This is a genomic window from Streptomyces sp. NPDC046862 (assembly GCF_040704615.1).
Taxonomy (GTDB): domain Bacteria; phylum Actinomycetota; class Actinomycetes; order Streptomycetales; family Streptomycetaceae; genus Streptomyces.
This window is the reverse complement of record NZ_JBEYXP010000025.1, coordinates 61,827-79,717: the sequence shown is the minus strand read 5'-3', so window position 1 is coordinate 79,717 and position 17,891 is coordinate 61,827. Positions and strand designations below refer to the sequence as shown.

General features: G+C 71.7%; 13 protein-coding genes and 1 other RNA gene. 4 read left to right on the top strand and 10 right to left on the bottom strand.

Going from position 1 to position 17,891, the window contains the following annotated elements; translation table 11 throughout:
* Nucleotides 1–13: 13 nt before the first annotated feature.
* Together AB0959_RS26740 and AB0959_RS26735 are read left to right on the top strand one after the other, a co-directional pair.
* Nucleotides 14–1,024, top strand: coding sequence for a LacI family DNA-binding transcriptional regulator (locus AB0959_RS26740; protein WP_366829100.1), 1,011 nt, complete (start codon nt 14–16; stop codon nt 1,022–1,024).
* A gap of 244 nt (nt 1,025–1,268) precedes the next feature.
* Nucleotides 1,269–1,403, top strand: a complete 135-nt coding sequence (locus AB0959_RS26735) for a hypothetical protein (RefSeq protein WP_366829099.1) — start codon at nt 1,269–1,271, stop codon at nt 1,401–1,403.
* Between the two features lie 235 nt (nt 1,404–1,638).
* Here the strand turns inward: AB0959_RS26735 and ssrA are convergent.
* From ssrA to ftsE, 5 genes are all read right to left on the bottom strand, one after another.
* Nucleotides 1,639–2,044, bottom strand: a transfer-messenger RNA (tmRNA) gene (gene ssrA / locus AB0959_RS26730).
* Between the two features lie 124 nt (nt 2,045–2,168).
* Nucleotides 2,169–2,711 carry an SsrA-binding protein SmpB gene (gene smpB / locus AB0959_RS26725; RefSeq protein ID WP_366829189.1) on the bottom strand — a complete coding sequence of 181 codons (543 nt, stop codon included), beginning with the start codon at nt 2,709–2,711 and terminating at the stop codon, nt 2,169–2,171.
* A gap of 117 nt (nt 2,712–2,828) precedes the next feature.
* A complete protein-coding gene (locus tag AB0959_RS26720; RefSeq protein WP_366829098.1) occupies nt 2,829–3,995 on the bottom strand; it encodes a S41 family peptidase in 1,167 nt (388 codons plus the stop codon).
* A 68-nt stretch (nt 3,996–4,063) separates the two neighbouring features.
* Entirely contained in the window at nt 4,064–4,981 is a 918-nt protein-coding gene (gene ftsX, locus AB0959_RS26715; protein WP_366829097.1) for a permease-like cell division protein FtsX, read from the bottom strand.
* A 34-nt stretch (nt 4,982–5,015) separates the two neighbouring features.
* The gene (gene ftsE, locus AB0959_RS26710; protein ID WP_366829096.1) at nt 5,016–5,705 is read right to left on the bottom strand and encodes a cell division ATP-binding protein FtsE; all 690 of its coding nucleotides are present in this window, start codon (nt 5,703–5,705) and stop codon (nt 5,016–5,018) included.
* 376 nt (nt 5,706–6,081) lie between these two features.
* Between ftsE and AB0959_RS26705 the strand changes: the two genes are divergently transcribed.
* A complete protein-coding gene (locus tag AB0959_RS26705) occupies nt 6,082–6,273 on the top strand; it encodes a hypothetical protein (protein ID WP_366829095.1) in 192 nt (63 codons plus the stop codon).
* 111 nt (nt 6,274–6,384) lie between these two features.
* Here the strand turns inward: AB0959_RS26705 and AB0959_RS26700 are convergent, their stop codons facing one another.
* The 4 genes from AB0959_RS26700 to AB0959_RS26685 all read right to left on the bottom strand — a co-directional run bounded on the left by AB0959_RS26700 (nt 6,385) and on the right by AB0959_RS26685 (nt 11,902).
* Nucleotides 6,385–6,999 carry an LPXTG cell wall anchor domain-containing protein gene (locus AB0959_RS26700; protein ID WP_366829094.1) on the bottom strand — a complete coding sequence of 205 codons (615 nt, stop codon included), beginning with the start codon at nt 6,997–6,999 and terminating at the stop codon, nt 6,385–6,387.
* A gap of 319 nt (nt 7,000–7,318) precedes the next feature.
* Entirely contained in the window at nt 7,319–8,425 is a 1,107-nt protein-coding gene (gene prfB / locus AB0959_RS26695) for a peptide chain release factor 2 (RefSeq protein ID WP_366829093.1), read from the bottom strand.
* Nucleotides 8,426–8,680: 255 nt separating this feature from the next.
* Complete coding sequence (locus AB0959_RS26690; protein ID WP_366829092.1) at nt 8,681–9,907, bottom strand: serine/threonine-protein kinase; 1,227 nt, start codon at nt 9,905–9,907, stop codon at nt 8,681–8,683.
* A 261-nt stretch (nt 9,908–10,168) separates the two neighbouring features.
* On the bottom strand, nt 10,169–11,902 hold the full coding sequence (locus AB0959_RS26685) for a serine/threonine-protein kinase (RefSeq protein WP_366829091.1): 1,734 nt from the start codon (nt 11,900–11,902) through the stop codon (nt 10,169–10,171).
* Nucleotides 11,903–12,427: 525 nt separating this feature from the next.
* On the opposite strand from AB0959_RS26685, the gene AB0959_RS26680 reads away from it, so the two are divergent.
* Entirely contained in the window at nt 12,428–16,282 is a 3,855-nt protein-coding gene (locus tag AB0959_RS26680; protein ID WP_366829090.1) for an FHA domain-containing protein, read from the top strand.
* 34 nt (nt 16,283–16,316) lie between these two features.
* Here AB0959_RS26680 and AB0959_RS26675 read toward each other — a convergent pair whose 3' ends face one another.
* Entirely contained in the window at nt 16,317–17,537 is a 1,221-nt protein-coding gene (locus tag AB0959_RS26675; protein ID WP_366829089.1) for a transposase, read from the bottom strand.
* Between the last annotated feature and the right edge of the window lie 354 nt (nt 17,538–17,891).

Here is a 17,891-nt window from a genome sequence, read left to right as displayed (position 1 = left end):
GGAGGTCCGAGCGATGGTGAAGATCACGGACGTGGCACGGCACGCCGGGGTCTCCCCCAGCACCGTCAGCTACGCCCTCAGCGGCAAGCGCCCGATCTCGGCCGAGACCCGGCAGCGCGTGGAGGAGTCCATCCGCGCGCTGGGCTACCGTCCGCACGCGGGCGCGCGGGCGCTGGCCAGCAGCAGGTCGAACGTGCTGGCGCTGGTGGTGCCGCTGCGGGCCGGGATCCACGTGCCGGTGGTGATGCAGTTCGCGGTGTCGGTGGTGACCACGGCCCGCGCCCACGACCACGACGTGCTGTTGCTGACGCAGGAGGAGGGCGAGGACGGGTTGCGGCGGGTCGCGGACACGGCCCTGGCGGACGCGCTGATCGTGATGGACGTCCAGCTCCACGACTCCCGGCTGCCCCTGCTGCGCACCCTGGACAGACCCTCGGTCCTGATCGGTTTCCCCGCCGCGCCCGCCGGGCTGACCTGCATCGACCTCGACTTCAAGGCGGCGGGCGAGGTGTGCGTGGAGCATCCCGTGCGCCTCGGCCACCGGGTGGTCGCCCTGGTCGGGTCGCCGCCCGAGGTGTACGCGCGTGAGACCGGGTTCGCCCAGCGCGTGGCCCAGGGCTTCACGGCGGCCGCCGCCCGGCACGGGCTGTCGTCCTCGGTGCACCCGTGCGACGCGACTCCCGCGGCGGCCCGCACGGTCGCCGAGCAACTGCTGCGCGAGCGGCCCGCGCTGACCGGGGTCGTCGTGCACAACGAGGCGATCCTGGAACCGCTGATCGACGCCTTCGAGGACCTCGGGTTACGCGTCCCCGACGACCTCTCGGTCACCGCCATCTGCCCGGCCGACCTGGCCGCGCGCACCCGCCTCCCGGTCACCTCCGTGGACGTCCCGTCGGCGGAGGTGGGTGCGGGAGCGGTCGAGTTGCTGATGAGGAAGCTGGGCGGCGCGGGAGTGCCGGAGGCGACGCTGCTGCCGCCCAGGCTGACGGAGAGAGCCAGTACGGCTTGTCGCTCGCTCGCGTGATGAGTGGTTGGTGTGTGCTGCCGTGGAGATGGGCTGTGTGCTGTACTTGGACGCAAGGAGGGCGCCGCTCTGGGCCGGTGATGCTTTACCCAGGCGGAGGCCCGAGCTCAACAGGAGCGTGTCGGATGTCCCCACTGTGGATGGGGACAACCGGTTAGCTGCTCAGCCACCAGAGAAAAGGTGGGCCCCCGCACCGGAGCGGGAAACTCCGAGCGAGGGCCCAGGCTCAACAGGAGCCCGTCGGATGTCCCCACTTGGTTTGGGGACATCCGGCTACCTGCTGAGCCACCAGAGCAGCCACCTCCTCGCGCGCTTCGCCGCCCGCTCCGGCAAGAGCCGGATCAGCCGGATGACGAGAGTCGGCTTCTGCTCCTCGTGACAGCCCATCTGAGGGCGTCCTCCCTTCGACGTGAGGCGGCCGTCACCAAGTCCCGGGACCGCTCTCGTCGGGCCGGGCCCCGACGAGAAGGGGCCCGGAATGAAGGGAGGACGCACCCGTTAGGTGCGTCACGGATCAAAGGCTAGACACGACGAAGGCCCCGCTGCTCAAGAGCAGCGAGGCCTTCACTCGCATGGGTGAGAGTGGTCCGTCTGGGCGACAGGACCTCCCGATCGTGTGGAGATGGCGGGAATCGAACCCGCGTCCAACGGTGCGGAATCAGGGCTTCTCCGTGTGCAGTTCGCTGTGATTTTCTCGGCCCCGGCGATCACGCGAACAAGTCGCCGACGGGCCCAGTCACTGTTTGATTTCCCTCTTCACCCCGTGACCGGGATCAAGGTTTAGTCCCCTAGCTGATGCCAGGATCCGGGTCGGGAACAGCCCCGGGCTGACACTCCCTTAAGTAAGGAGCAGTTGCCTAGCTACCTGAGATCAGACAGCGAGGGCGTACTGCGACGCCTTGGGAGAATCGCTCTTGATAGTGGCGATTATTTTTTTCGGCCTGTGGTTTACGAGATCATGGCCGCTTCCTCGACACGCTTCCCCTGCTTCGACATCCGCTGTCGAAACCGATCATCCCCATGTTGTTTTTTCAATCCCTCCGGAGAGGGCCCTCCGGAGAGGGGCACGCACCCTCTGTGAGGTGCGATGCCATCGTACGTGAACAACGCTCGGCCATGCCACCGCATTCCCGGCGCCCTCGCCCTACTGGCCGCGCTGCTTCCGCTTCGCCGCCGCGATCGCCCGGTCCGACTCCCGCCGGTCCTGCTTCTCGCGCAGGGTCTGCCGCTTGTCGTACTCCTTCTTGCCTCGCGCGAGCGCGATCTCGGCCTTCGCCCGGCCGTCCTTGAAGTACACGGCGAGGGGCACGATCGTGTGACCCGTCTCCTGGGACTTGGCCTCCAGCTTGTCGATCTCCTCGCGGTGCAGCAGCAGCTTGCGCTTGCGGCGCGCGGAGTGGTTCGTCCAGGTGCCCTGGGCGTACTCGGGGATGTGGGCGTTGTGCAGCCACGCCTCGCCCCCGTCGATCTGGACGAAGCCGTCGGCCAGCGAGGTCCGCCCCTGACGCAGCGACTTGACCTCGGTACCGCTGAGCACGATGCCGGCCTCGTAGGTGTCGATGATCGCGTAGTCGTGCCGGGCCTTCTTGTTCTGCGCGACGATCTTGCGCTTACCGCCCTTCTCGCCGTCCTGGGCCTTGGCGGCCGCCCCGCCCTTCTTGGGCTGGGCCTCCTTGGGTACGTACATTCCCTTGCTCATAGTGCCGTCCATTTTCGCACTACGGAGGGGGCGTACGGGAAGCGCATTAACGCGGGCGGCGAAGAGAGGGGGAGGAGGGGCAAGGAGGGAGCGAGGAGGGCCGGGCTACTGTCCCAGCCCGCTCAGTACCGTCTCCGCCCGCTCCAGGGCGCCCTCGTCGGCCTCCAGGTCGGGGGTGATGCCGTGGCCGTCGACGCTGCGGCCGGAGGGGGTGCGGTAGTGGCCGACGGTCAGTTCGGCGACGGAGCCGTCGGGGAGGCGGCTCGGCATCTGGACCGAGCCCTTGCCGAAGGTGCGGGAGCCCACGACGACCGCGCGGCCGCGGTCCTGCAGGGCCCCGGTGAGGAGCTCGGCCGCGCTCATCGTGCCGCCGTCGACGAGCGCGACCAGCGGTCTCGTGGTGTCGCCGCCGGGGTCGGCGTGCAGGGCGCGCTGGGAGCCGTTGACGTCGTACGTGGCGACCAGGCCGCCGTCGAGGAAGGCGGAGGCGGTGGTGACGGCCTCGGTGACCAGTCCGCCGGAGTTGCCGCGCAGGTCGAGGACGATCCCGGAGTCGGCGGGCGAGCGGTCGAGGGCGGTGCGTACGCGGTCGCCCGAGCCCCTGGTGAAGGCGGCGACCTTGATGACGGTGACCCCGTGGGTGAGTCTGCGGACGGTCACCGGGTCCGTGGAGAGGCGGGCCCGGCGCAGGGTCTCGCTCCACGCGCGCTCGCCGCGCTGCAGGCCCAGGGAGACCGTCGTGCCGGCGGAGGCGTCCTTCTCGTCGCCGCGCAGTAAGGAGACCACCTCGGTGACGGGCCGGCCGTCGACACCCTTGCCGTCGACGCTGCGCAGCCGGTCGCCCCCGCGAATGCCGGCGTCGGCGGCCGGTGAGCCGTCCTGGACCCGGGTGACCTCGATGCGGCCGTCGGTCTCGCGCCGGGCCCACAGCCCGACACCGGTGTACGCCCCGTCGAGGGCTTCCTCGAACTCCTCGTACTCGCCCTCGGAGTACACCGCGCCCCAGCGGTCCCCGCTGCGGCTGACCGCGCGCTCGGCGGCCTCCACGGGGGACTGGCCCGCGGCCATGGCCTGGGCCGCGGCCTCGGCGACGTACTCGCGGTGGCCCTTGGGCGCGGAACGGGAGGTGGCGGCCGACTCGGGGTCCGGGCCGCCCAGCTCGCCGAACGAGCCGGTCGCGGCGCCCGTCGCGAGGACACTCGCGAAGACGAATGTCAGGGCCGCCCCTCGGCGGAGGCGACGGTTCCGACAGAACGGGTCTTGGCCTGACATGCCGGTGAGTCTAGGACAACGCAAAAGGGCCGTACGGCCGCTTGACCGAACGACCCTCTTGGCATGCGTCACACCTTCAGGTACTTGCGCAACGCGAAGAACGCGGCCAGCGCGGGCATCAGGAAACTCGCCGCGAGGATGAGCGGCAGCTTGGTCAGCACCGCGTCCCAGCCCACGAAGTTGATGAGTTGGAGCTTCTGCGACAGCGCCACACCGTTGTCGATCACGAAGTACTGCCCGAGCACGAGGAACGAGCAGGCGATGGTGCCGCCGATGAGTCCGGCGACCGCGGCCTCCATGATGAACGGCGCCTGGATGTAGAACCCGGAGGCGCCCACCAGCCGCATGATCCCGGTCTCACGACGACGGCTGAACGCCGAGACGCGCACCGTGTTGACGATCAGCAGCAGCGCCACGACGAGCATGACGAACATCACGCCGCGCGCCGCCCAGTTGAGGTACCCGAGCAACGTGAACAGATTGTCCAGGATGCCCTTTTGGTCCTGCACCGACTGCACACCGGCCCGGCCGTTGAAGGCACTCGCGATGACCTGGTACTTCTCCGGGTCCTTCAGCTTGATGCGGTACGACTCCTGCATCTGGTCCGGAGTGAGGCTGCTGGCCAGCGGGGAGTCGCCGAACTGCTCCTTGTAGTGCTTGTAGGCCGCGTCCTGCGACTCGTACAGCACCGTGTCGACGACCGGCATCTTGGCCAGGTCGGACTTGATCTGGTCCTTCTGCTCCGTGGTGACGGCGCCCTTGGCGCAGTTGGGGTCGGACTCCGCGTCGCTCTTGTTGCAGAGGAAGATCGAGACGTTGACCTTGTCGTACCAGTAGCCCTTCATCTGGTTGACCTGGTCGCTCATCAGGAGCGAGCCGCCGAACAGGGCCAGGGAGAGGCCGACGGAGACGATGACCGCGAAGGTCATCGTCAGGTTGCGGCGGAGACCTACACCAATCTCCGAGAGAACGAACTGGGCGCGCATGGCGTTGCCTTCGGGCCTTTCCGTGGACGGTGGATCAGTGCTGGTAGCCGTAGACGCCGCGCGCCTGGTCGCGGACGAGGAGGCCCTTCTCCAGCTCGATGACGCGCTTGCGCATCTGGTCCACGATGTTCTGGTCGTGGGTCGCCATCACCACGGTCGTGCCGGTCCGGTTGATCCGGTCGAGCAGCTTCATGATGCCGACGGAGGTCTGCGGGTCGAGGTTGCCGGTCGGCTCGTCGGCGATCAGCAGCTTGGGTCTGTTGACGAAGGCCCGCGCGATGGCCACGCGCTGCTGCTCACCACCGGACAGCTCACCGGGCATCCGTTCCTCCTTGCCGCCGAGCCCGACGAGGTCGAGCACCTGCGGCACGGACTTGCGGATCTCGCCGCGCGACTTGCCGATGACCTCCTGCGCGAACGCGACGTTCTCGCCGACCGTCTTGTTCGGCAGCAGGCGGAAGTCCTGGAACACGGTCCCCAACTGGCGGCGCATCTGCGGCACCTTCCAGTTGGACAGCCGGGCGAGGTCCTTGCCCAGGATGTGCACCTGGCCGTGGCTGGCCCGCTCCTCGCGGAGGATCAGCCGCAGGAAGGTGGACTTTCCGGAGCCGGAGGACCCCACGAGGAACACGAACTCGCCCTTCTCGACCTCCAGGGAGACATCCCTGAGGGCGGGGCGGGTCTGCTTGGGGTAGACCTTGGAGACATTGTCGAATCGGATCACGGATGCACCACGGGTAGCCGGGGGTAGATGAGCGTGACCATACGCGAACCAGGTACGGGAGCGCAGTCGCCGGTAGGGGTTACGTGGGGGATGTGTGTTTTTGTGCGGAGGAGAGATGGGGAGGGCGCGGGGCGCAGCCCCGAAAGGGGCGCGGGGCTGTGTCGATATGCGGCTCCGCCGCGTGGGCGCGAGCAACCACAACAAACCCGCAGCCGCGAAACCAACCCAAACCACCCCTCTCGGAGCGCCGAGGCCAAGCCCTCGCAGAGACCCCGCGCTCTTTCCGGAGGAACCTGGCACAGTGGAGGGGGAACGGTTGACTTCCCCGAAACGTTGAGTAAAGGAACGCGTGGAGCGTTGCGAGGAGGGCGAGCGCATGACGTACGACCGGTTGGTGTGCGCGAACTGCGCGGCGCCCGTGAGTGAGGGCCGCTGTCCCGTCTGCCGGGCGAGCCGTGAGCGGCTGCAGCAGGAGAGTCCGTTCGCGGGGCTGAACCCGATGGCGCTGATCGCGCTGCTCGCCGTGCTGATCGCGGCGGTGGCGCTGCTGGCGCACCAGACGGCGTAGGGCGCCGGAGGACGCGGGAACACCAGGGCATACGGGAAGGGCCCGGAGCGAGTCGCTCCGGGCCCTTCTCGTGCGTACTGCGGGTAGCTGTACCGCGGCAAGCCGTGAGGCTCAGGCCGCGGCGCCGCCGCGGCCGCCCATCAGGCGGGGAAGCAGACGGAAGCCGATACCGCCGGCGATCATCGTGGCGGCTCCGACCAGCAGGAACGTGGTCTCGGCGGCACCCGTCTCGGCGAGCTCGTCACCGGTGCCCTGGGCCTGAGCCGAGGTGTTGGTGTTGGTGTTGGTGCCGGTGGAGGTGTCCGTGCCGGTGTCGGTCAGGGAGGAGGAGCCCTCCTCCTGCGCTTCGGCGTTGTTGCCGCTGCCGCCGTCGGGGTCGGTGTTGTTGCCGCCCCCGTTGTTGCCGTTGCCGTTGTTGCCGCTGTTGCCGTTCCCGTTCCCGTTCCCGTTCCCGTTGCCCGGGTCCTCGGGCTCGTTCGGCTCGTCGGTGGGCGGCTCGTCCGTGATCGGCGGCACCTCCGGGTCGCCCTGGTCGCCCGGGATACCCGTGTTGGTCGGGGTCGGCAGCGGCGGCGGGGTCGAGGGATCGGCGGTGCACAGGAGCCCGAGCAGGCAGTTGTCGGTCTCCGCGGCGGACGCCGCACCGGCGGCGGTCATCGAGGCGCCGGCGGCTATCACGGCGCCTGCGGCCACCCGCGCCAGGCGGATCCGCGTCTTCTTGGTCATGTGTTTGCTACCCCCAGTAGCTCATCGTCGGTAGAGCAGCGCTCGGGGCGACGGCGTCAGGGGATGTTTCGCTCACTCAATTCCCCCGCGTCACATGCGCCCCAGAGATACGCATGCCACGCTGCACCCTTCCCAGTTTTCATGGCAACGTCAAGGTCGTTGCGCGCGCAATGTCCACTTCAACATCATTTGGCCTCGGGCAGGAGATGTGAGTGTGACGTAAAACCCGGACATCCAGCACACATAAGGCAACTGCCGCCCGGTAGGCGGCAGTTGCCTTGTCGATAAAACGCCCGAGAGGTCGGGCGCGCGCTCGGCGCTACTTCTCCTGCTGCTTGCGCCAGCGAATGCCGGCCTCCAGGAAGCCGTCGATCTCACCGTTGAACACGGCCTCCGGGTTGCCGACTTCGTGCTCCGTGCGCAGGTCCTTGACCATCTGGTACGGGTGCAGGACGTACGAACGCATCTGGTTGCCCCAGGAGTTGCCGCCGTCGCCCTTCAGGGCGTCCATCTTGGCCTGCTCCTCCTGCCGGCGCCGCTCCAGCAGCTTGGCCTGCAGCACGTTCATGGCCGTGGCCTTGTTCTGGATCTGCGACCGCTCGTTCTGGCAGGAGACGACGATGCCGGTGGGGATGTGGGTGAGGCGCACCGCCGAGTCGGTGGTGTTCACGCCCTGCCCGCCGGGACCGGACGAGCGGTAGACGTCCACCCGCAGCTCGGACTCGTCGATCTCGATGTGGTCGGTCTGCTCGACCACGGGAAGGATCTCGACTCCCGCGAAGGACGTCTGCCTGCGCCCCTGGTTGTCGAACGGGGAGATGCGGACGAGCCGGTGGGTCCCCTGCTCGACGGACAGCGTCCCGTACGCGTACGGGATCTGCACGGCGAAGGTGGTGGACTTGATGCCCGCCTCCTCCGCGTACGACGTCTCGTAGACCTCGGTCTTGTAGCCGTGCTGCTCGGCCCAGCGCAGGTACATCCGCTGGAGCTTCTCGGCGAAGTCGGCGGCGTCGACGCCGCCGGCCTCGGCGCGGATGTTGACGAGCGCCTCTCGGGCGTCGTACTCCCCGCTGAGCAACGTCCGGACCTCCATCTCGTCCAGTGCCTTCTTGACAAGTGCGAGCTCGGACTCGGCCTCGGCGCGGGTGTCCGGGTCGTCCTCCTCCTCGGCCATCTCGAAGAGGACACCGAGGTCGTCGATGCGACCGCGGAGGGCCTCGGCCTTCCTCACCTCCGCCTGGAGGTGGCTCAGCCTGCTGGTGATCTTCTGCGCCTCATCAGGGTTGTCCCACAGGGACGGCGCGGCCGCCTGCTCCTCGAGCACGGCGATGTCTGCCCTCAGCTTGTCGAGGTCCAGGACGGCCTCGATCGACTCCATGGTCGAGGAGAGGGACTTGAGCTCTTCGGATACGTCGACGACTGCCACGCCTCCCAGCCTAACGGCTGTGGCAAACGTCCCGCCCCGACCACCGGTGGCCTGCGGCTGGACCGGCTCTTTCCTCGCCTCGCCGCCCCTACCCGTCCTTCCCCCACTCTCGGCTCAACCAAATTTCAGCCCGTCCGGCGTTTGAGGACGAGGCCGTCAGGCCGATTGCGGGGGTCCGGGGGCGCAGCCCCCAGGGACAGGATGGGACGCGTAGGGGCGGCGGGGGCGAAAAACCGCGGGCCCCCCCACCCCCCGTCACGGAGCCGTCGTCGAGTTCCTCGTGTCCGTCGGCGCGCTCCCCGAGTCGTCGCCGGACGTGGCGGCCCACGTCCCGACCCCCGCCGCCGCGATCAACACCACCGCCGCCACACCGAGCGTGATCCGCCGCCGCCGGGTCTGGGCCCGGTGCCGGGCCGACCCCGGCCGCGGAGCCCCCGCCGCCCGCGGCGCGCGAGCCGTACCCCGCGCACCCCCGGCCAGCTCGTCCGGCCCGGGCACCCGCATCGACGTGTGGGTGTCCCGGTTGGAGTCGGGCTTGGCGCCGGGCACCAGGGGCACCGCCCCCCGCCGCACCCGCTCCCGCGGCGCGGCCGACTCCGCCTCCTCCTCGTACTCCTCCGGCTCGGTGTCCGGCTCGTCCACGTCCAGCGGCGGCATCCCCACCAGGGACGGCAACTGCTCCCGCAGCCGCGCGCCCAGCTCCGAGGCCCGCAGCCGCGAGGCCGGCGCCTTGGCCAGGCACTGCACGAGCAGCTGCCAGAGCTCCTCCGGGATGCCGGGGAGAGGGACGACCGTCTCGGTGACGTGGCGGCGCAGTACGGCGCCCGGGTGCCCTCCACCGAACGGCGTGAAGCCCGCCAGCAGCTCGTACAGCACCGTCGCCAGCGCGTAGATGTCGACGGAGGCCCGGGGCGGCAGGCCCTCCACGATCTCCGGGGCCAGATAGTCCGGTGTTCCGATGATCTTCGTGGCGCGCGTACGACGAGGAGAATCGATCAGCTTCGCGACGCCGAAGTCCGTCAGGAGGGCCGGGTGCGCGCCGCCCGGGCCCAGCGGGCCCTGCATGTCCAGCAGCACGTTCTCCGGCTTCACGTCCCGGTGCACGACCCCGGCCGCGTGCGCCGCCGCCAGCCCGTCCGCGACGTCCGCCACTATCGCGACCGCCGCCTCGGGCGCCATCCGCCGCTCGCGGTCGAGGCGGGTGCGCAGATCCGTGCCGCGGACCAGGTCCATGACGAGCGCCAGGTCGTTGCCGTCCACCACGAGGTCCCGCACGGACACCACGTTCGGATGGTCGAGCCCCAGCAGCGCCGTCCGCTCCTGGACGAAGCGCCCCACGAGCTCCTGGTCGGAGGCGAGGTCCTCGCGCAGCAGCTTGATGGCGACGGGCCCCTCCGGTCCCTCACCCAGCCACACCGTGCCGGCGCTGCCCCGCCCCAGAATCTGGTTCGCGGTGTACCGGCTCCCGATCTTCCGTGCCAAGACTGCTCCTACGGACGCGTGTTGTCGCTAAAACTACGCGTCCGGCGAGCCAACCTTCACCGCGGAGGCGGAAATCACCCGTCAGATGTCGACAAATCACCAACCTCGGTGGCGTATCACGGGCGCACGAAAGCGACGTACGAGACGAATGTCAGAACGACCGCCGAGACGGGCATGAAAAGGACGCCGGGTGCGGAATGGTTCGACCGGCCGGGGTACGGCTCGACCGGCCGGGTACGGCGACGTCACACGGGACCGGCCCTACTGCGTACCCGTGGCGCTCCCGAGGTCCTTGATCCATCCGGTGATGTCTCCGACCCAGGTCGACAGCTGGTCCCAGTAGCCCTTCGTCGTCCCGATCCACCCCTGGAGCGGGCTGAACTCCCAGACCAGCCAGCCCGCCACGAACAGGATGACGATCGTGAAGAGGCATCCCTTCAGGCAGCCGAGGCCGGGGATGCGCATCGGGCTGGAGCTGCGCCGGCGCGGCTCGCGGGGCTCACGGGGTTCGCGCTGCGGGCGCGGCGCGGGCCGCTGGGGCTGCTGCTGCGGGGGCGGCGGCGCGTACCGCTGAGGCTGGGGCGGCGGGGGCGCCTGCCGCTGGGGCGCGTACTGCTGGGGCTGCTGCTGCGGGTAGCCGTAGTCCTGCCCGGGCGGCGGCGCCTGCGGACGCCGGCCCTGCGGAGGCTGCGGAGGCTGCTGGGGCGGCCGCCCGACCTGGCGCTGGGGGCGGCGGCGCAGCGGGTCCTCGCTGGGGTCGAGGTACTGGACCTGCGTCTGCTCGTTGCGGTCGCGGGCCGCGCGGAGCTGGTTCTGCCAGGGGTGCGGGTCCTCGGGTCCGCCGCCCTGTCCCTGCCCGGGCTGGCCGGGCTGGTTCGGCGGCATCGACGGCATGACGGCCGTCGGGTCGGCGGCGCCGCGGTTCGGCAGGACGGCGGTGGGGTCGGCCGCGCCCGCAGGGCCCGAGGTGTGCTGCATCACGCTGGTCGCCGCGTTCGGGTCGTACGTGCCCGCGTTGTTCTGCAGGACCTGGGTGGGGTCGGCCGAGCCGAACGGTTCGGGCGTGCCCGGTACCGGCGCGGGCGCCGGGTCGGGGGCGAGGAGGGCGCCCACGCCCTCGGCGGCGGCGATCTGCGCGGCGTTCGCGTGGACGCCGATGCCCTCGGCGACGACCCGAAGCCCGCGCGCGAGGTTCTCGGCGCTGGGCCGCTCCTCCGGGGTCTTGCGCAGGCAGCGCTCGATGACGGTCCACAGCGGGTCCGGGACGGTGGACGGGCGGCGCGGCTCGGCGCTGAGGTGCTGGTGCAGCACTTCGAGCGCGGAGCCACCGCCGAACGGCGGACGCCCGGTGACCAGCTCGTACATCATGATGCCGGCGCCGTAGATGTCGACGGCGGAGGTCTGGGGGCGGCCCTCGGCGCCCTCGGGGGCGACGTACGCGGGCGTGCCGACGAACTCACTGGTCCTGGTCAGGCCCGGGGAGTCGGCGAGGCGCGCGATGCCGAAGTCGGTCAGCATCGGGTGCATCTGGCCGCCCTCCTGCTTGAGCAGGACGTTCGCGGGCTTCAGGTCGCGGTGGACCACCCCGTCGGCGTGGCTGGCGGCGAGCGCGTCGGCGATCTGGGCGGTGAGCAGGGCGGCGGCGACGGGCGAGAACGGGCCGTTCTCACGCAGGTAGCGGTGCAGGTCCGGGCCGTCGACCAGGTCCATGACCAGCGCCAGCAGATCGCCCTCGACCACCAGGTCCCGCACCTGCACGATGTTCGGGTGCGTGAGGCGGAGCAGCACGGACCGCTCCCGCAGGAACCGCATCACGATGTCCGCGTCGTTGGCGAGCTCCTCCTTGAGGACCTTGATCGCCACGGTCTCCCCGGGGTGGCCCGGAACGGCCGCCTCGGCCCCCGCGGTCTCCCGCTGGCGGGCGCGCCAGACTGTGCCTGTGGCGCCGCGTCCCAGCGGCTCCTCCAGGAGGTACTTGCTCCCTACCGGCCGCACGTCATGGGCTCCCTGTTGCTTGCTTGCCTGGTCGGTGTTGCTTGCCTGCTGGTGATTCCACCGGTCCCGCCGGGGATTCGGACGTTCCGCCCCACTGTAGTGCCGCCGTCCGGCGAACCGGGGTGTCGTGGCCCTGTGCTCTCCCGCACGCACCTGCTCGGACGACGGTGCGCGCGATGCATGCGAGTACGTACGCCTTCCCCCGCGCGTTCGATGACATTCCCGTACGTGTTCGACGGAAAGACGCTCTCCGGCGGGTCGTTGGTTGCCGGAGACGAACGTGACCGATCTCAAGCGGGCATCGAGCGGGCATCCGCTGTCCACTGGTCAGGCACTTTTGCGGGCAGAGCCGACCAATCAAGATCACTTGCCCCTCGGAGGCGGGCGCGTTGTCAGTGGCAGGTGCGAGGATGCCTTCAGTACTGGCCGATGTGCCCGTGTGGGGTGGGGGAAGTCTGCGGTGGGGACCGCGCAGGCTCGTCCGTCCCGCCGCGGGTGCCCGCGCGGAAGGGACCGCTGACGGCGATGCAGATCCGGCTGACCGTCGTAGACCCGCTGGGGCCGCCCTCGGAGCCGCGAGGTCGTGCCACGGCCTGCGATGTGCTGGTGACGGCACCGCCGGGGACCGCGCTGGCCGCGGTGGCGTCCGGTCTCGCGTCGGCGGTCGGCGGGGACGGGGGCGCCGCCCAGCCCGAGCGGAGCCGGGACCACGGCGGCGGGACCGTCGTGCTGTACGCGGGCGCGGAGCGGCTGGACGCACAGCGCTGCACCCTGGGCGAGCCGCCGCTGGTCGACGGCGCCGTGCTGTCCCTGGGCGCCCCGGAGCCCGGGCCCGAGGTGGACGAGTCGGCGCCGCGGCTGCACGTGGTGGCGGGTCCGGACGCGGGCGGCGTCCACTTCCTGCACGGCGGCAGGATCCAGATCGGCCGCTCCGCCGACGCGGACGTGCCCCTCGACGACCCGGACGTCTCCCGCCTGCACTGCGCGGTGACGGTCGCCGAGGACGGACGTGTCTCGGTCACCGACATCGGCTCCACCAACGGCACGACGCTCGACGGCACCCGTGTGGGCGACCGCCCGGTGCGCCTCACCCCGGGCGGGCTGCTGCGCATCGGCGAGTCGGCCCTGCGGCTGGCCCCGCCCGGCGGCATCGGCGCGGGCTCCGGGGCGCTGGGGACGGCGCCCGACGGGGAAGGGCATGTGCGGGTGGTCACCGCAGGCGCCCCCGGCGATGACGGCGAGCCCGTGGTGCCGGGGCAGGGCGGGGCTCCACGGATCGAGAGCAGGGGCACCCGGGGCGGAGGCGCTCAGGGCGGGGGCCCGGCCGAGACCGGCCACGGTACGGCGCCCGGTACGGCGCCCGCGGGCCACCCGACGCCCCACGGCAGCACCCGTTCGGTGACTGCGGAGGGCCCCGCGTCCCCCGGTCGCGCGGCGGTTCCCGGCAGCCCGGCGGCCCTCGGCAGCTCGACCCCCGTGGGCGATGCGGCGCCCCAAAGCAGGCGGACGGCCCTCGGCAGCCAGGCGCAGGACCGGGCCCAGGACCAGGACCGAGCCCAGGCCGACGGTGTTCCCGGCCCGGGCGGCACCCGCAAGGGGACCCCCGTGCGGGGTACGGACATGCCACGCGGGCCCCGGAAGCGCGGCGGCCTCTCGGCCTGGGCGCGACGGCTGGCCGGCGGACGCGGCGACCAGCCGGGCGAGGGGCTCGACCCGTACGAGACGGATGAGGACGACTTCCCCGAGGAGCCCCCCGTCGCGGTGGCCCAGGCCCCGGAGAAGTGGCCGGACCCCGCCACGCTGCTGCTCACGGCGCTCGGGCCGGGCCCGCGGTTGTGGGAGCGGGCACCGGAGCACCCGGAGGCGCTGACGGTCCGGCTGGGGACGGCCGACCGGGCGGCGCCCGACGGCTCGGGGCTGCTGCCCTCGGTGCCGGTGACCGCCGGGCTGCGCGAGGTCGGCGCTCTGGGAGTCGCCGGGCCGCGCGCGCGGCTGCTGGGCCTGGCCCGCGCGGTCGTGGCACAGCTCGCCGCGCTGCACTCGCCCGACGCCCTGGAGCTGGTCCTGATCAGCGCGGACCGCTCCCGGCCGGCCGACGAGCGCACGGCCGACTGGTCCTGGCTCGGCTGGCTCCCCCACGTCCGCCCGGGGCACGGCCAGGACTGCCGCCTCCTCCTGGCGTACGACCGCGACCAGGCCACCGCGCGCACCGACGAGCTTCTGCGCCGCCTGGAGGACCATCTGGCGGACAGGGGACTCGACGCGTCGGGCGCGCACGGCACGACCGGTACGCACGGCTCGTACGACGCGACCGGTGTGGACGCCGCCGGCAGGGTGAGCGACGCGGACAGCGGCAGCGGCGAGGGCGCCTCCGGCAGGCGCCCTGTGCACCGGCCCTCGTGGGCCCGGGACGAGGACCCGGCGGACGCCGGCTTCGCCGGGCCGTACACGGTGGTGATCGTCGACGGCGACGCGGGCGGAGCCGATGTGCGCAAGGCCGTCGCGCGGCTGGCGGTGCAGGGACCGGCGGCGGGCATCCACGTGGTGTGCCTCGCCGAGACGGAGGCCGCGTCGCCCGCGTCACCGGTGTCGGAGACGTACGAGGCCGCGTGCGGGGTGTCGCCCGCGTTCCGCGAGTGCGGGGCCGTAGCCCTGCTCAGCGGGGACGTCGCCACGGCACTGCGGCTGATGCGGGTCGCCCCGGCCCGCCCCGCGGGTCACACGGCGGGAGAGCCCGCGCTGCACGCGCACCCCGAGCCCTCACAACACCACGCGCGCGCGTCGGACCCCACCGCCCGCGCCGCCACGCGCCCCACAGGCCACACCCCGTCGGCCACGGCGCGCCAGGTCCCCTCCGAGCACGGGAGCCGGACCCACGTCAGTCTGATGGGCCACCTGCCTCCCGACACCGACGGTCACACGCGCCCGGACCCGGCCGAGCGCACCCCGGCGGACACCGGCGCCCGCCGTCCCGCCGAAGCACGTCCCCCAGCCGGTGCCCCCTCCCCCTCGCCTTCCGGCCCGATAACTCCCGGCACCGTGGCCGCCGTCGACGCGGTCTCGGTGGCCTGGGCCGAGCGGTTCGCGCGGGCGCTGGCGCCGTTGCGGTCGGACGGCGCCCTCGGTGAGCGGCACGCGCGCGTGTCAGCGCCGTTGCCCCAGTCGGCGCGGCTGCTGGACGAGTTGGGGTTGGCGCGCGCCACTCCGGCGTCCCTGATGGCGCGTTGGGCGGACGCGGCCGACGACGCGCAGACGGTCGGCGGGCGGGCCTGGGCCGTGCTCGGCGCCGGTCCCCGCGGGCCGGTGTGCGCGGACCTCGCCGCCGACGGCCCCCATCTGCTGATCGAGGGCCCGACCGGCAGCGGCCGTACGGAGCTGCTGCGCTCCATCGCGGCCTCGCTCGCCGCCGCCGAGCGCCCCGACCGGCTCGGCATCGCCCTCGTGGACGGACGGGACAGCAGCGGCAGCGGCCACGGCCCCCGTCCGGGCGACGGCCTGGGCGTCTGCACCGACCTCCCGCACGTCGGCACGCATCTCGCGGCCCACGACCCGGTCCGCATGCGGGAGTTCGCACAGTCCCTGAGCGCCGAGCTCAAGCGCCGTGCGGAGCTGCTCGGCCGCCTCGACTTCATCGCGTGGCACACCCAGCGGGGGGTGTCCGGCCGCGTCGTCGCCCAGCGCTCGGCCAAGGGCACGACGGGAACGGCCGGCACGCCGTCCGCCACCTCGTCCGGCCTCTCCGCGGGTGCCTCGTCCGGTGCCGACGACCTGGACTCACCGCCCAGTTCCACCCTGCGGCTGCGCCCGTCCGCGTCCCGTGACCGCACCGACCCCGGCCCGCCGCTCGCCCGTCTGGTGGTGATCGTGGACGACCTCGACGCGCTGCTGTCCCCGCCGCTCGGCTCGCCGGGCCGCCCGGCGGCCGGTTCCGTCGTACGGGCCCTGGAGGCCGTGGCCCGGGAGGGCGCCCGCCTCGGTGTGCACCTGGTCGCCACCACCTCCGGAGGCACCCGCACGGCGGAGACCGACCTCGCCCGCGCGGCCACGCTCCACGTCACCCTGGAGGCGCCCGCATCGGGCCCGGACGAACCGGCGCCGGGACGCGGCCGGCTGACGGTCCGGAACAACCGGCCCGCCGGTCACCCCGCCCCCGACCGTGCCACCACTTTCCAGGCCGGCCGCGTCACGGGCCGCATTCCCCGTACGGCCACGCTCCGCCCCACGGTCGTCCCCGTGGACTGGACCCGCATGGGCGACCCCCCGACCCGCCGCCCGGTCCGCGAGCTGGGCAACGGCCCGACGGATCTGGCCCTCCTGGCCAGCGCCCTGGACCGTGCGGCCCGCGAGGTCTCGGCGACGGAGGTCCCTTCGCTTTTTTGAATCCTCCCCTCCCTGAAGGGAGGGGATTCCTGGCTCAGGCCGCCTCCTGGAGCAGCGCTCCAGGAGGTCTTGCGCCATCAGCACCAGCCGGGTTGAGACCAGCCCGGACGAGCATGACGCGTGCGGAGTTCTTGTCGCGTGGGGACACGTATCCGCATGCGGTGCAGGTGTAGGTGCGCTCACCCAGCGGCAGGCGATGCTTGGCTCTCGCATCGCAGTGCGCGCAGTCCATCGTGGTGTGCGCGGGGTGTACGAGGCGGATGTCCCGCCCGTGTTTGCGGCCCATCTCGATCAGAGCGGCCTTGGTGGCGCCGATGGCGGCGTCAGCGACCTTGCGGGCCATGGTGGTCCTGGCGAGGAACTTCGGGCGGAAGTCCTCGACAGCGACGGCGCCGTGGTCGCGGACCACCTTCTTGGCCCACTTGCGGCCGGTATCCTTACGCTGTCTGGCGACCTTCTTGTGCGCCTTCGCCCGCAGTTTCTTCGCCTCGCGGTAGCCCTTCGATGCGGGCCGGCCCCTGTTCGGCTTGCGGCGGGCCATCATCCGGTCGTACCGGGTCAGCTTCGTGTGGGCCTTCTTGCCGTGCTCGGCGTGCCGCAGGTCGTGCGCGTCGGACGTGGTAGTCGCGGTCTCCTTCACACCCCAGTCGACACCGAGTACACGGCCTGTTCCCGGCAGGGGCTCAACCTGGGCGGGGACAACGAACGAGCAGTACCAATGCCCGAGGCTGTCCTGGTACACGCGCACCGAGGACGGCTCAGCCGGCAGTACCCGCGACCACACCACCGCCACCACGATGCCGCCCGCCAAGTGCAGCCGCCCGTCCTTCAACCGGAAGCCGCGCTGGGTGTAGTTGAGAGTCGGCAGACTCTCGCGTTTGGTCTTCCACTTCGGCATCCCGGCCCGCTGCCGAACCGGCAGGCGCTCGGTGACGTCCTTGTGCGCCTTGGCGCGGGCGCGGCCGAAGTCGCGGATGACCTGCTGCTGGACGACCGACGAGCCCTCCCGCAGCCACGGTGTACTGGCGCGGGCCTCGGTCAGCATCCGATCCAGCTGTGCCGGGCCGCATGTGGCCTTCTGGCCGGTGGCCTTGTTGTGCAGGTGTGCGGCCTTCGACTTGGCAACGCATTCGTTCCAGATCCAGCGGCACCGGTCCCACTCCGCCACCAGGTCGGTGCGGGCGGTGCGCGACAGGCGCAGCCGGTACGTGTAGCGGGCACGCCCGGCCTCCGCAGCCGCCTCCACCTGCGCCATCTCGCCCCCTCACGGTTCCCGGCCGGTATGGCATGGCATCCCGAACCTCAGAGGGACCATATGTACGACCACCGCACGCCTGTACCGCGATGCCAAAGCCACCACCCTCACCAGCGACAACAGGCACGCACGTTCGCAACACCCCGGAGGCGTCGGACAGCGGGCAAGAAACAGGTGACCGGAGTTTCTGTGTCCGGCTGATCCACCATCACTCAGCTGTTGGGCAGGCTCCCCTGGGGAGGGAGGCCGCCCCCACCCGGTCCGTGATCGATGCGCCCTGCCTGATTTCACGTCACGAGGCCATTACGATCACCGACTTGACACCGCAGGCGCTCTTGCCGCCCCCAGTCGCCC